The sequence below is a fragment of the Shewanella mangrovisoli genome (assembly GCF_019457635.1).
Classification (GTDB): domain Bacteria; phylum Pseudomonadota; class Gammaproteobacteria; order Enterobacterales; family Shewanellaceae; genus Shewanella; species Shewanella mangrovisoli.
Window position 1 is genome coordinate 3673741 of the sequence record NZ_CP080412.1, and the last position, 13912, is coordinate 3687652.

General features: G+C 49.1%; 13 protein-coding genes. 7 read left to right on the plus strand and 6 right to left on the minus strand.

The window, feature by feature from the left end:
• Window positions 1–35 precede the first annotated feature (35 nt).
• The 4 genes from K0H60_RS16065 to K0H60_RS16080 all read right to left on the minus strand — a co-directional run bounded on the left by K0H60_RS16065 (window position 36) and on the right by K0H60_RS16080 (window position 3368).
• Window positions 36–680 (minus strand): outer membrane beta-barrel protein, encoded by a 645-nt coding sequence (locus tag K0H60_RS16065; protein WP_220056345.1) that lies wholly within the window; start codon window positions 678–680, stop codon window positions 36–38.
• A 55-nt stretch (window positions 681–735) separates the two neighbouring features.
• On the minus strand, window positions 736–1521 hold the full coding sequence (djlA, locus tag K0H60_RS16070; RefSeq protein WP_220056346.1) for a co-chaperone DjlA: 786 nt from the start codon (window positions 1519–1521) through the stop codon (window positions 736–738).
• Between the two features lie 93 nt (window positions 1522–1614).
• A complete protein-coding gene (gene murU / locus K0H60_RS16075; RefSeq protein WP_220056347.1) occupies window positions 1615–2280 on the minus strand; it encodes an N-acetylmuramate alpha-1-phosphate uridylyltransferase MurU in 666 nt (221 codons plus the stop codon).
• Window positions 2277–3368: an aminoglycoside phosphotransferase family protein gene (locus tag K0H60_RS16080; protein ID WP_220056348.1), complete on the minus strand. Its 1092-nt coding sequence runs from the start codon at window positions 3366–3368 to the stop codon at window positions 2277–2279. The genes murU and K0H60_RS16080 overlap by 4 nt, the downstream gene beginning before the upstream one ends.
• Before the next feature lie 115 nt (window positions 3369–3483).
• On the opposite strand from K0H60_RS16080, the gene lptD reads away from it, so the two are divergent.
• From lptD to K0H60_RS16115, 7 genes are all read left to right on the plus strand, one after another.
• Entirely contained in the window at window positions 3484–5781 is a 2298-nt protein-coding gene (lptD, locus tag K0H60_RS16085) for an LPS assembly protein LptD (protein ID WP_220056349.1), read from the plus strand.
• A 219-nt stretch (window positions 5782–6000) separates the two neighbouring features.
• Window positions 6001–7305, plus strand: a complete 1305-nt coding sequence (gene surA / locus K0H60_RS16090) for a peptidylprolyl isomerase SurA (RefSeq protein ID WP_220056350.1) — start codon at window positions 6001–6003, stop codon at window positions 7303–7305.
• Between the two features lie 6 nt (window positions 7306–7311).
• On the plus strand, window positions 7312–8298 hold the full coding sequence (pdxA, locus tag K0H60_RS16095) for a 4-hydroxythreonine-4-phosphate dehydrogenase PdxA (RefSeq protein WP_011718029.1): 987 nt from the start codon (window positions 7312–7314) through the stop codon (window positions 8296–8298).
• Between the two features lie 14 nt (window positions 8299–8312).
• On the plus strand, window positions 8313–9119 hold the full coding sequence (gene rsmA, locus K0H60_RS16100; RefSeq protein WP_011627022.1) for a 16S rRNA (adenine(1518)-N(6)/adenine(1519)-N(6))-dimethyltransferase RsmA: 807 nt from the start codon (window positions 8313–8315) through the stop codon (window positions 9117–9119).
• Window positions 9120–9174: 55 nt separating this feature from the next.
• Window positions 9175–9555 (plus strand): Co2+/Mg2+ efflux protein ApaG, encoded by a 381-nt coding sequence (gene apaG, locus K0H60_RS16105; protein WP_011718031.1) that lies wholly within the window; start codon window positions 9175–9177, stop codon window positions 9553–9555.
• 21 nt (window positions 9556–9576) lie between these two features.
• Window positions 9577–10401 (plus strand): symmetrical bis(5'-nucleosyl)-tetraphosphatase, encoded by an 825-nt coding sequence (locus tag K0H60_RS16110; RefSeq protein WP_220056351.1) that lies wholly within the window; start codon window positions 9577–9579, stop codon window positions 10399–10401.
• A 96-nt stretch (window positions 10402–10497) separates the two neighbouring features.
• Window positions 10498–12519: a methyl-accepting chemotaxis protein gene (locus K0H60_RS16115; protein ID WP_220056352.1), complete on the plus strand. Its 2022-nt coding sequence runs from the start codon at window positions 10498–10500 to the stop codon at window positions 12517–12519.
• A 286-nt stretch (window positions 12520–12805) separates the two neighbouring features.
• Here K0H60_RS16115 and K0H60_RS16120 read toward each other — a convergent pair whose 3' ends face one another.
• The gene (locus tag K0H60_RS16120) at window positions 12806–13219 is read right to left on the minus strand and encodes a DUF3718 domain-containing protein (protein WP_220056353.1); all 414 of its coding nucleotides are present in this window, start codon (window positions 13217–13219) and stop codon (window positions 12806–12808) included.
• A 202-nt stretch (window positions 13220–13421) separates the two neighbouring features.
• Complete coding sequence (gene folA, locus K0H60_RS16125) at window positions 13422–13904, minus strand: type 3 dihydrofolate reductase (protein WP_220056354.1); 483 nt, start codon at window positions 13902–13904, stop codon at window positions 13422–13424.
• Window positions 13905–13912 lie beyond the last annotated feature (8 nt).

Sequence of the window (13912 nt, forward strand, 5' to 3'; positions counted from 1 at the left end):
TAACTGCGTTTGCGCCTTGCCCATAAGCAGGGGAATTAAAAACTGAGTTTGACCCCAAGATTGGCTTGCACTTGCCACATCACATCCGATGTCACATGCCAAAGGCATTGGTCTTCATTACAAAAAAGTGAGCTGTCACTGTCGATAAAGGTGGCATAGCCGCGCAGATCAGCAAACAGCGCGAAGTTTTGCGTCATGCGGTATTCGGCGCCGCCACCAATGCCCATGGAGAAGCGGGTTTCCGTTGACCAATCATCGGGCATCATCCGAGTCACCCCCGCACTGGCGGTAATGTAGGGCTGAAAATCACCACTTGGGAAGAATAAAGTGCCGCCAAGGTGGATATAGTCCACATCTAAGGAGGCGACTAAGTCAGGGGTAAACAGACCGCCGCTTTTCAGCTCGGAGGATTGACGACTGTAGAGCAGGTAGATATTGCCGGGATCGTTAGTGCCAATCCCTAACATGATGCCGTAATGGCTCGCCTCTTCGATACCCACACTCTGCTTATTATCGGTTTCAGCCTTGTCTGCATCGAGTTCATTGATATCGAACGAGCTGCCGCCAAAACTGTAACCACCGTAGGGGGCGACAAACAACTCGGGTTCGGCATAGGTTGGTAATGCGAGGGCTAGGGGTAATAAACCTGCTATCACAGTTAATCGGTTAACGTATTTCATCTTAATCCCTTATCTGTCGTTATTATTCCTTGCGTCGACAACGTTAACCGAAGCGTTAGCGCATGCCGCGCTCCGATTTCACCCTGTCGTACGCAGCTTGGATGTCCTGCGCCTTACGATTGGCAATTTCCATCATCTCGGGTGGTAATCCCTTAGCGATTAACTTATCGGGATGATGTTCATTCATCAACTTGCGATAGGCCCGCTTCACCTCTTGATCCGTCGCCTCGGCATTGATACCGAGCAAATTATAGGCGTCGGTAATCGAGGTTTTATTCCCATTAGAGGTCTGGTGGAAACGGTATTCCGCTTGCCAACGTTTAAGTAATTCATCGAGTTGCCCACGACCATACCCTAACTCTTGGGCCACAGTCATCAGAATTGCATGCTCAGCGGGATCGAGCTCACCGTCCGATAAGGCGGTTTGAATTTGGATCTCGATAAACATCTGCACCAGCTCTTGGCGGCCTTGAGTCACGGCGCGAAAGGCTTGCAGGCTGCTGCGCAGGTCAAAGCCCGGCTCTTTACCCTCACGGAACGCCTGCTGCGCCTCTTTACGGGCTTCACCCGTTAAGCGCATCTGATCCATCAACATAGTCGCGATACGGATATCGGTCTCAGTCACTCGACCCGACGCCTTGGCCACATGGCCCATCACGGCGAAGGTGGTGTTAAAGAATATCCCCTGTCGATTCTTAGCCTGACCTAAGATCTGACTAAAACTGGCACCACCGGCGCGTTTGTCGTAGAGATGCCCAAGCCATAAGCCCAGTAACGCACCGAAAATACGGCCAAACATAAACCCGATAACAAATCCAAAAAACTTACCCCAAAGGCGCATCTTAATTCCCAATTTGATAATTTATTCAGTCACTCAATCGACATAGCGAGTGAAACCTTTCACTCAAGGCGCTAAACGTTAGGCGATACGCCATTACGCTAGCGCTGACTCTAATGCTTGCAGACGAGGAATCGTCCCGACATCGCACCAGAGTCCGTTAAAGTGTGTACCTGTGATCAAGCCATCGGCCATCTTAGCTCGCAGCAAAGGCCCAAGGGCAAAGGCCCCATCCGGCGTGCCGTCAAAAAATGATGGGCGATATAAGCCCATACCTGAGAAAGTGTATTTTTGCTCACCCTGCTCACGTACAAGATCCTGCTCCAAGGCAAAGTCACCGTTAGGATGTTGCTCGGGATTCGGCACCAACCATAAATGCGCCAGAGCAGTATCCGCTAAGGGAACAATCGTCGGCAAGGCATCGATAAACACATCACCATTGAGCACTAAAAACGGCGCATCCGAGTCGTCAGTTAGCAAAGGCAAGGCTTGTTTAATTCCGCCACCAGTCTCGAGGGCCGATGCTTCGGCGCTATATTGGATCTTGACCCCAAAGGCGTGACCATCCCCTAAGGTTTCGACCAGCTTATGCCCAAGCCAAGCATGATTTATCACGATATCGACAATCCCCGCCGCGGCCAACTTCTCAATATGGTAAACAATCAACGGTTTACCTAAGACGGGCACTAAGGGTTTGGGCAGCGTGTCGGTCAAGGGGCGTAAACGCTCTCCCCTGCCTGCCGCTAGGATCATGGCCTTCATTGCTTGTCTCCCTGCTGAGTCTCTTTTCCCTTGGCCGCAAACGCAGGCACAACGCGCGATTGCACCCAAGCGGAAAACGGCGTGAGCGCTGGATAAATGCTGGCAATATCCACAATGTAGGACAAGGTTAACGGAATATCGGCCATATAGGCGGGCTTGTTATCCCGATAGTGCAAACGCGCAAAAATCCCTGCGGCCTTGATATGGCGCTGCAGTCCCATTAAATCAAACCAAGTTTGATACTGGGTAAAGGATGTTTGTGCGGGAATTTGCCCTAACTCAAGCACTTGCTGATAATGCTGCTGCATTAATTCCTGCACCATGGTTTGCGGCCAACGCACATAGCAATCCCGCAGTAAAGACACGGCATCGTAGGTCACAGGCCCGAGCACCGCATCTTGGAAATCAATCACGCACAACTCGCCCTCTTTGAGCATCAAGTTACGGCTGTGGTAATCGCGGTGCATACCCACCTTAGGTTGCGCGAGGGCATTGTCTACCAAGAGGTCAAAACTCTTCTCCACCAGTGAGCGTTCCTCGTGGCTGAGTTCGAGCTGTAAATGTCTCTCTAACAGCCACTCGGTAAAGATCCCCAACTCACGGCGCACAAATGCCTCATCATATAAAGGCAATGGCTGCGTGTTGCCAGTAACAGGGTCAAGGCTCTCAACCACTGAGGCCACCTGAGGCAATAAGGCCAAAGCGCGGCGATAATAGTCCGCGATATTTGCCTCGGTCAGCACAGACAACAACTGAGTATCCCCAAGATCGCTCAGTAGCATAAAGCCTTGCTCGGCATCGGAGGCGATGACTTTTGGAACTGTCAGTCCCGCCGCAGCATAGGCACTGGCGAGGGCGATAAAAGGCGCGATAGGCACTAAGGCGGGCGGCGAATCGGCAACAATGTAGCTTGTATCGCGGTCCGAGACCCGGAAATAGCGCCTAAAACTGGCATCACCGGAAATCAGAATCGGGGTCACATCATAGGAAAAATAACGGTTCAGCCACTGATTAAGGGAAATAAATCTCGAGTCGGATAAGGTCATTTCATGGCTCTTATAGAAAAATTGCTTTATTATAGCTGGCATATAATTTGGAAACAGCTAAGAAATTGAGAGATTTATTTGCTGCGTTGCACTTGTAGTTTGCAACTTTCCCCGTCGATACTTGTCCAGACAAAGAAATCATTATTATTGACCTAAGATGCAGATCCGTTACTTTCTGGCCTTGAGCCTGTTACCGCAAGTTGTCCTGGCAGACGAATCTCCCACAGCCTCAGCGTCACAATGCGTCATTGAACCGCCAGTACCTCGTATCGTATCTCAACCCGGCCTGAGCGCCGCCGATCAAGAGAAAATTCGTATCGTGTCGGACCGCTCCAACGCCGAAATGGGCAAACAAGCCATTTTTACCGGTGATGTGGTCTTCAGTCAGGGCGACAGACACATTGCCGCCGATGAAGCGATTCTCGACCAAGCGACCGAGCAGTTCGATGCCAATGGCAACCTCGTTTTCCAAGACAGTATTTTTACCGTTACCGCCGATTCGCTGCAGGCACAAATGCGCAGCAACCGCGCCACCCTAAAGGGTGCCCAGTATTGGCTACATGGTCAGCAGGTTCACGGCGATGCCGAAAAGCTGCAAATCACCATGAACAACAACCTGATCTTAACCAACACTAACTTCACCACTTGTCCGCCAGACAATGTTTCTTGGCTGCTCGAAGCAGAAAAAATCAAGATTAACAGCGAAGAAGAATGGGGCGAGATTTGGAATGCCAAGCTGAGAGTCGCCGATATTCCGGTGTTCTATATTCCTTATATGACGGTGCCAGTTTCCGATAAACGTAAAACCGGCTTCCTCTACCCAAGCTTTAGCACCAGCACCACCAACGGTTTTGAAGTTTCCGCGCCCTATTATTGGAATATCGCGCCGGAATACGACCTCACCTTTACACCTAACTATATGTCTAGCCGTGGTTTATTCACCAAGACAGAGTTTCGTTATCTCGCGGGTGAGGCTCAGAGTGGCCGCTTGAATTTAGAGTATTTGGGCAACGACCAGATGATCAGCGGCAGCCCAAATCGTTACCTCTATAACTGGCAACACCAAGGCGCCATCGATAAAAACTGGCGGGTACTCGCCAACTTTACCGAAGTGTCTGATAACAACTATTTCAACGACTTAAAGTCTGATGTTAACCGCGCCACCGATAACCAATTATCGCGGATTGGTGAAGTCAGCTACTTCGAACGAGATTGGGATATCAGCACTCGGGTGCAAGATATTAAAGTGCTGGGTGAGGACGAAAAGCCTTATCAAGTGATGCCGCAGGTGAACTTTAACTACCGCGCCGCCGACTTTTGGAACAACTTGGACTTTGGCTTCAATTCAGAGCTGACCAACTTCGCCCATCAAGACAGCGACATGAATACCGCCACCCGTTTGCATATGGCGCCTAGCCTGACGCTGCCCATTCACGGCCCTTCGGGTTCGTTTACCAGCCAAGTCAAACTGATGCAAACCAACTATTGGCAGGAAAAAAACAACAGTGGATTCGATGGTTTAGACGACACTGTGAGCCGCACCATTCCACAGGTGCGGATCAATGGTCAAATCAACTTCGAGCGTTTTACCGAACTGTTCGATCAAAACTACCGCCAGACGCTCGAACCTCAGTTCCAGTATCTGTACGTAGGTTATGAAGATCAGCGTGGCATCGGCATTTACGATACCGCCCAGTTACAGGACGACTACTTCGGTCTGTTCCGTGACCGCCGCTTCTCAGGCCTTGACCGCATCGCCGATGCTAACCAAGTCACGCTCGGTGTAACCACGCGTTTCTTCGACGATCACAACCAAGAGGCGACTAAGTTCAGCCTAGGTCAGATCCTCTATCTACAGGACAGTAAACTGGGTTACGAAGATAACCTCTTCGAGCAAAATCAATCGACCTCAGTATTGGCCGCCGAGTTAGATACCCGCTTAAGCCATGACTGGTATTTAGGTGCCGCGATTCAATACGACACCAACTCGAGCGATAACAAGAAGACCGAAGTCACCTTAGACTTCCGTCCCGAAGCCAATAAACTCTTGCAGCTCAGTTATCGTTATGTGCCGGATCTATTGAACTCCAACACCAACGATCTGGTGAATATTTCCCAAGCGGGTGTGCGTGGTGCCTGGCCGATTAACGACAGCCTGTATTTTGTCGGTAACTGGTACTACGACCTCAACGAGAGCCGCAGCATAGAAACCTATACAGGTTTCCAATATGAATCATGCTGTTATGCAATCCGTCTCAGCTATCACTACCGAATTAAGACCAATTACGATGACAACATTGGTTCGGCCGTTATCGATGAGCGCGAGCAATTTGAAAGCGGTGTTTACCTGAATTTAGTCATCAAAGGACTCGGTGGTTCGGGCCCATTAGGCGTATCGGATATGCTCAATGACGGTCTGTTTAACTACAGAAAACCGCTTTATCTGAGGAATTAGCAAAGATTTGTGGTAGATTGCTGAACCTCAACAAGGACTGAGAGTCCAAACAGGTTAATGAAAGCCGTGCGCTCCCCAAAAAAGAGTCTCGGAACGCACGCTTTTAGAGTTACTAACAAAAGAACATTTAGGCAACTCACTGTAATTTCGATATAAATGGTAAAGTTAACTTAAATAAGCCGTCGAATTTGACCTTAGAACGTGCCAAGGATTTTGTGGATGAAACCCAGTAAACATCTGATTTTTGCTTTATTTGCACTCGCTATCAGCCAGCCTACTATGGCCGCTCCCCAGCCAATCGACCGTGTTGCCGTTCAAATCAACGACGGTATTGTGCTCGAAAGTGAAATCACCAATATGATTGACACTGTAAAAGCCAATGCGAGAGCCGCGAATCAATCGTTGCCATCCGACAGTGCACTGCGTACTCAGGTTATCGAGCGACTCATCCTCACCCGTTTGCAGTTGCAGATGGCGGATCGTATCGGTCTGCATATCGGTGACTTGCAATTAGACCAAGCGCTTGAAAACATTGCCCGCGAGCAAAAAATGACCGTGGCGCAAATGCAGCAAAAAATCGAGAGCGAAGGCTTAAGCTTTAGCCAGTACCGCGAGCAACTGCGTGAAGAAATCACCCTAGGTGAAATCCAACGTATCCAAGTTCAACGCCGTATCCAAGTGTCACCACAGGAAATCACCGGCCTAGTAAAACTGATCCAAGAGCAAGGCATGAAGGACGTCGAATACCAAATCGGCCATATCCTGATTGACGTACCGAACAACCCAAGCAGTGAACAACTGGAAGCCTCCAGCAAGCGCGCGAACGCCGTACTCGAGCGTTTAAAGAGTGGTGAAGATTTCCGCCGCACCGCCATCGCGTCTTCATCGGGTCCTAAAGCACTGGAAGGCGGTATCTGGGATTACATGAACATCAACGAGATGCCAACGCTGTTTGCGGAAGTCATCAACGGCGCGAAGAAAGGCGATATTATCGGCCCAATCAAGAGTGGCGCAGGTTTCCACATCATCAAGATCATGGATGCCCGTGGTTTACAAACCAAAGAAATTGAAGAAGTCAGAGCGCGTCATATCCTGCTCAAGCCATCGCCAATTCTGTCGGAAGACCGCGCTAAGGCCATGTTGGAGCAGTTCTTAAAGCAAATTCGCTCTGGCGAAGCCAAGTTTGAAGATTTAGCGCGCCAATACTCTGAAGATCCAGGTTCAGCCACTAAAGGTGGTGAACTGGGCTGGGCAGAGCCAAGCATTTATGTGCCTGAGTTTGCGCAAACCCTTAACAGCTTAAGCCCAGATCAAATCAGTGAGCCTTTCCGTACCACCCACGGCTGGCATATCACTCAGTTGGAAGAGCGCAGAAAAACCGATGCCACGGATCAATTTAATACCAACCGTGCGCACCAACTGATCTTCCGTCGCAAATTTAATGAAGAACTGCAAAACTGGCTAGACGAAATGCGTGCCGACGCATACATTGAAGTCTTTCAGCCTGAGTCAAACCGAGGTTAAGGTAAATTGACCACTAAACGTATTGCCGTTACCCCCGGAGAACCTGCGGGTATCGGCCCCGATTTAGTCGTGCAACTCGCTCAGCAGGCTTGGCCTGCTGAGTTAGTCGTTTGTGCGGATCCCGAATTATTAGCCAGCCGAGCGAAACGACTCGGCCTGTCTGTTACTTTTCGCCCTTACCTGCCCGAGCAACCGCCGAAACCGCAGGAAGCAGGCACTCTCACCATTGCGCCTTTCAAACTGGTGACCGACGCCGTTTGCGGCCAGCTTGATGAGCAAAACAGTGCCTACGTAGTTGAAACCCTGCGTTATGCGGGTGAGAAAAACATGAGTGGCGAGTTTGATGCCGTAGTTACTGGCCCAGTCCATAAAGGGATCATCAACCAAGCTGGGATTTCCTTTAGCGGCCATACCGAGTTTTTTGCCCATCAGGCCAACTGCCCCGATGTGGTCATGATGCTAGCAACCCAAGGTTTACAGGTGGCACTGGTGACCACCCATATCCCTCTGGCTTATGTGGCAAAAGCCATTACGCGCCAGCGTTTGCATCATATTATTAAGATTTTACACGCTGACCTTATCAGTAAGTTTGCCATTGCTTCCCCTAAAATTTATGTTTGTGGCTTAAACCCACACGCGGGTGAAGACGGCCACCTTGGCCGGGAAGAAATCGATGTGATTATTCCGGCTCTGAATGAGCTGCGTGAAGAGTATCAAATGAACATTGTCGGCCCTCTACCCGCCGATACCCTGTTCCAACCTAAATATTTACAGGACGCGGATGTCGTGTTGGCCATGTACCATGACCAAGGCTTACCCGTTCTAAAGTCACAGGGATTTGGCAAATCGGTAAACATTACCTTAGGTTTACCTTATATCCGTACCTCGGTTGACCATGGTACGGCGCTCGATCTTGCGGGAACTGGCAAAGCCGATATTGGCAGTTTTGTCTGCGCCTTGAATAAAGCCATTGAGTTATCCTCAAAAAACTAAACGATTAGATATTAATGAGTAGCAAAGTACATTTAGGCCACACGGCCAGAAAGCGTTTCGGACAAAACTTCTTAACCGACGACAATGTGATTAACCGCATTGTGGGTGCGATCGCCCCCGATAATGACCATGTGATGGTCGAAATCGGCCCCGGCCTTGGCGCCTTAACCGAACCTGTCGCCACGGCGATAGATAACCTGACCGTTGTCGAGTTAGACCGCGATCTGGTTGAGCGCTTGCAGAATCACCCTGTACTTAAGGATAAGCTCACGATTCACCAAGGCGATGCGCTGCAGTTCGACTTTAGCCAGTTGGTGGTACCGGGTAAAAAACTCAAAGTATTTGGTAACTTACCCTATAACATTTCTACGCCTTTGATGTTCCATCTGTTCGAATTTGCCGAGCAGATTGAAACCATGCATTTTATGCTGCAAAAAGAAGTGGTACTGCGTTTATCGGCAAGCCCGGGTAACAAGGCCTATGGCCGCTTAACAGTAATGGCCCAGTACTTCTGCCAAGTGGTTCCGGTACTCGAAGTGCCGCCCCATAGCTTCGCGCCACCGCCAAAGGTGGATTCTGCCGTGGTACGTTTACTGCCCTATGCCGAAAAACCTTTCCCTTGTAAGGATGTGAATGTACTGCGCCAGCTGTGCACCACAGCCTTTAACATGCGCCGCAAAACACTGCGTAACAACCTCAAGCAAGTGTTAAGCGATGAAGAGTTTGAGCAACTAGGCATAGATCCCAATCTGCGCCCTGAGCAAATCAGTGTTGAGCAATATGTCGCCATGGCGAATATGGTGTGTGATAAGCAGGCTTAAGCAATATCAGTTTGATGGGCACTTTAGGGTGCCCTATCTTATTCAAGGGAGCAGCATGAGCGCATTGGATGACTCTATCCGAGTCGAAGTGAAAACCGAATACATTGAACAACAGTCCTCGCCCGAGGATCAGAAATACCTCTTTAGCTACACTATCACCATCATCAACCTCGGTGAACAAGCCGCCAAACTCGAAACCCGCCACTGGATTATTACCGACGCCAACGGCAAAATCAGTGAAGTGCAAGGTGCAGGTGTCGTCGGCGAAACCCCAACCATTCCCCCCAATACTGCCTACCAATATACTAGCGGTACCGTACTCGATACGCCCCTTGGCATTATGTATGGCACTTATGGTATGGTCAGCGAATCAGGCGAGCACTTTAAGGCAACGATTAAGCCCTTCCGCTTAGCACTCCCCGGTTTATTACATTGATTTAATTATAGAAAGGATATTGTGGCCCATTATTTTGTTGGTGATGTCCAAGGCTGTTTTGCCGAACTTCAACGATTACTTGCTAAAGTCGACTTTAATCCATCCCGTGATGAACTCTGGGCGGTGGGCGATCTGGTCGCCAGAGGGCCTGATTCATTAGCCACACTGCGTTTTTTTCAATCCTTAGGCGATGCGGGCAAAACCGTCCTCGGTAATCACGATCTGCATTTGCTCGCCCTCCACGGCAAACTCAAGCGGGATAAACCCAGCGATAACTTAACGCCACTGTTAAATGCGCCCGATATTGCCAGTTTAATTGACTGGCTGAGACAACAGCCGTTGATGCGGGAATTACCAGAGCATAAGCTCATCATGACCCACGCCGGAGTACCGCCACAGTGGTCATTAGAGGTGTTAAGGCAAGAGTCGCAACTTGTCAGCCAAGCCCTCAAGCAGAGTGATTACCTCGACGCACTCATAAGCCAAATGTACAGCGATACCGCCGAGCGGTGGGAGCCCAGCGCTATAGGGATCAATCGCCTGCGTTTTTGTATCAACGCCTTAACCAGGATGCGTTATCTGTATGTCGATGGCCATTTAGACTTTGACTGCAAACAACCGCCAGAGGATTGCACTAATCCACAGCTACGGCCTTGGTTTGAATTTACCTCTGCGTTACGTGAAAGTCACACCTTAGTCTTTGGACATTGGGCGGCATTGATGGGTAAAGTCAACGATCCTAAGCTAAAAGCACTAGACACAGGCTGTTGCTGGGGGGAATATCTAACCCTATGGCATCTTGAAAAAGACCAAAAAATTACCCAAAAAAGGTTAAAAAAGGGTTAAACTAAGCCCGAGAGTGGTCGATATACGACAGTACCCTATGCCCTGAATTTAATAATCTTTTCATTCGGAATAATATAATAATAACCGGAGTATCCTATGAAAGTTAATGTAGCCACCCGAGTCATTGGCGGGTTTAGTGTTGTTACACTTTTACTTGTGTTGTTAGGATTTACCTCGTACCTGACGAACATTAGCCTCAAAGATAGTTCGGCCATGATGCAAGAGTTAAGCTTGCCAGCCCTAAAAGCGACCAACCACTTAACCGAAACCCTGAGTGAACAACAGCGCCAAGTGCTGATCGCCTATCACGCACCCAAGTCCTCGAACATTCCCGATATCCGTAAAGTCTTTAACGACCACGGCACCCAGTTTAAAAACGAGATCAGCAATCTGACGCAATTGGTTCGAGGGCAAGCCAATCTTTCTGCATTGATCTCGCAACTGGATGGTAGCTTCTCGACCTTCGAGCGCGATAGTCTCGCCATGCTCACTGAACGTGAAGCCGCCCTCAGCACACAAGAGCAGCTAATAGGCTTAAAGAAGAAGCTTGAAAATGCCGCCGATGACGCCTCGTCAGTTTTGCTCGATATTATCGATTTAGAAAACAGCCAAAACCCCGATGCTCAGAGTATCGCGGCCTCTGCCAGCGCTATCGATACCAGCATGGGTAATATCATCACTACCATTGCCGATTTAGTGACTAATGAAGAAATGAGTAAACATGAACTCATTTCCAAAGAACTCGACTACATCCTGAGCGAGACCAAGAACAAACTCGAATACGTGAATCGTCATGCGCAGGACATAATTGATGCTGACACCTTAAAATCCGTCAATGAAGACACTAAAAAGGTACTCGCGTTGCTCGAAGGCCCGGATTCTATGGTGCTGTTGAAAGCAACCCAATTGAATCACGCCAAGAATGCCATGAATCAATTGGCGACCATTGAGAAAGATGTCAAAGTAATCGATCGCAATATGGAAGATGTGAGCAATAACATCGAGTCTGTGGCGGCCAATATGAGCCAAGAAACCATAGCCAAGATTGATGCCGCCAGTATCCGCACTATCATTGTAGTGCTAATTGCCATTGTCGCCGCGGTTATCATCAGCTTTGCCGTTGTGGCCCCGTTGAAGCGCTCTCTCTATCAAGTCAATAACGCGCTGAATGTATTAGCTTCGGGCAACTTAACCCACAAATTAGATGATTCTGGCCACGATGAATTTGCCGAGCTTGCGAAAAACTGTAACCGTTTAGTCGATAGCTTACGCGGCTTAATCGTCGGTATTTTGGATCGCTCCAACCAGTTAGCCGCCGCAGCGGAACAAACGTCGGCTATCACAGCGCAAACCACCTCAGGTATCCAAGAGCAAAAGAGCCAGGTCGACCAAGTCGCAACCGCAACCACAGAATTAAGCTCGAGTGCACAACAAGTATCGATGAGCGCCGATGATGCACTGGCGCAAATCAAGCAGGCCGATCAAGAAGCCAAACATATGCGCACGATTGCCGAAGAGAACAAGCGCACCATTTTAGCCCTAGCAGACGAAGTCGCTAAGGCAGGCCAAGTGATCAACAAGGTGCAATCGGATAGTGCTTCTATCGGCTCAATTCTCGATGTGATCCGTGGCATTGCCGAGCAGACTAACCTGCTGGCACTAAACGCAGCTATCGAAGCGGCACGCGCTGGCGAACAGGGTCGCGGCTTTGCGGTTGTGGCCGATGAAGTACGCAGCCTAGCCTCACGTACCCAAGTCTCGACCCGCGAGATCCAGCAAATGATCGAAGTGCTGCAACAGGGCGCGCAGCAAGCCGTAGCCGCTATGGATATGGGCCGTGCCCAGGCCAATGCCTGTGTCGATAAGACAGAGCAAGCAAACCTCGCGCTAGAGACCATCAGCCAATCTGTACATAAAGCCTATGATGCGGGCACGCACATTGCCCATGCCGCGCAGGAGCAGAATGTGGTTAGTCAGCAAGTGTCTGAGAAACTTGAGCATATCGCAGCAATTTCGGAAGAAACCGCGATTGGCGCCGATCAAACCGCGCAATCGAGCCATCAAGTGGCTAAACTCGCCGAAGAGCTGCAAGCTTCTGTCGGTGAATTTAGAGTGTAAGCAAACACTCAAGTATGAACAGGGTCGCGATTGCGGCCCTTTTCTTTGGCTTGCGCTTGCCTTTATGTCTGTGCTTTCGCTTAGATTTCATGCTATCCCATAGCTAAAGCAGATAGCAGAGGCAATAAACTCGAACTCGGTAGTCAACATCCAACTCAATATCAATACAGGATATTCGGTAAAAACTAACTAAACGACGCCCATAAAAAATGCCGAACTCAGTTCGGCATTTTAAGCATCATTCTTTCCTTGTGTTAAAGCACACTAAAAATGATGGAACAGATGATTACTCTTCTTCACCGCCGGCAGCAGCGCCTAAACGCTCTTTCACTGCAGCAGTGATAGGGCTAGCACCGTGACCATTTGCTTCAGCCCACGCTTGAATCGTCATGCCATCGGCTTCTGGTACGCTCAGTTCGTTAACTGATAGACGTTTAGCCACAAACTCACCGGCATCATTTGCATTCGCGGCATAGGCAGTACGCAACAAGCTTTGACCATCACAGCTAATCCCGCTGTACACTTGGCGTAACTTAACACGGCTTTCTTTTAGTTTTTTACGTAGACGGTTTTTATCGTTCGCTTTTACGTAATCACAAATACTCGCGACAAGTGGATCAGCTTCGGCTTTTGCCGTGGTTGGCATAGAAACATAGCTAAATCCGATTAGTGCAGCCAAAGCTACAGGCATAAGACGCATCCGATACTCCTTAATACTTTCTTATAGTTTTATTATGTTTTATATGGGCTGCGTCTATCTCTAGCGGATATTGGCCTCCTAGGAGTCATTAGTGTGGAAGCCGTAAAATACCGCTATCTCAACTAAGTCAGGCCTATCGGATCTAATACCTTAGACATATTGACAATCCATACGCACAGGGTACACAACAGAACAACGTAATTTAACATTTTTTTGCCAAATTGATAAAGCGATATTCCAGCCCATCAGCATTTATACTAGTGAGCGATTCGGTTTCTTGCCATTTATCGCTGTCCCATGCAGGGAAAAAGGTATCACCTTCAACCTCTAAGCTAATTTGCGTCAGGTAGAGTCTATCGGCCTGAGGTAATAATTGTTGATACAATTGCCCCCCACCGATAACGACCAACTCTTCGCAATCGCCAGCCGCGAGCTTAGCGTCTTCAAATGAGGTCACGCAGGTCACGCCTTCAATCTGCAAATCCGCTTGGCGGGAAATCACAATATTGTGGCGTCCTGGAAGGGGTCTACCAATGGATTCAAAGGTTTTACGCCCCATCACCACAGGTTTGCCTAAGGTCATGGCTTTAAAGTGGCGTAAATCTTCGGGCAGATGCCATGGCATTTTATTGTCTTTTCCGATGACTCGATTGTTTGCCATCGCGGCTATCATAGCAATGCGCATGGGCACTC

What these genes read in the sequence shown, in the direction of transcription:
- folA (WP_220056354.1), bottom strand. Translation starts at nt 13,904, where the DNA reads ATGCGCATTGCTATGATAGCCGCGATGGCAAACAATCGAGTCATCGGA.
- lptD (WP_220056349.1), top strand. Translation starts at nt 3,484, where the DNA reads ATGCAGATCCGTTACTTTCTGGCCTTGAGCCTGTTACCGCAAGTTGTC.
- rsmA (WP_011627022.1), top strand. Translation starts at nt 8,313, where the DNA reads ATGAGTAGCAAAGTACATTTAGGCCACACGGCCAGAAAGCGTTTCGGA.
- K0H60_RS16120 (WP_220056353.1), bottom strand. Translation starts at nt 13,219, where the DNA reads ATGCGTCTTATGCCTGTAGCTTTGGCTGCACTAATCGGATTTAGCTAT.
- K0H60_RS16080 (WP_220056348.1), bottom strand. Translation starts at nt 3,368, where the DNA reads ATGCCAGCTATAATAAAGCAATTTTTCTATAAGAGCCATGAAATGACC.
- K0H60_RS16065 (WP_220056345.1), bottom strand. Translation starts at nt 680, where the DNA reads ATGAAATACGTTAACCGATTAACTGTGATAGCAGGTTTATTACCCCTA.
- murU (WP_220056347.1), bottom strand. Translation starts at nt 2,280, where the DNA reads ATGAAGGCCATGATCCTAGCGGCAGGCAGGGGAGAGCGTTTACGCCCC.
- K0H60_RS16115 (WP_220056352.1), top strand. Translation starts at nt 10,498, where the DNA reads ATGAAAGTTAATGTAGCCACCCGAGTCATTGGCGGGTTTAGTGTTGTT.
- apaG (WP_011718031.1), top strand. Translation starts at nt 9,175, where the DNA reads ATGAGCGCATTGGATGACTCTATCCGAGTCGAAGTGAAAACCGAATAC.
- surA (WP_220056350.1), top strand. Translation starts at nt 6,001, where the DNA reads ATGAAACCCAGTAAACATCTGATTTTTGCTTTATTTGCACTCGCTATC.
- djlA (WP_220056346.1), bottom strand. Translation starts at nt 1,521, where the DNA reads ATGCGCCTTTGGGGTAAGTTTTTTGGATTTGTTATCGGGTTTATGTTT.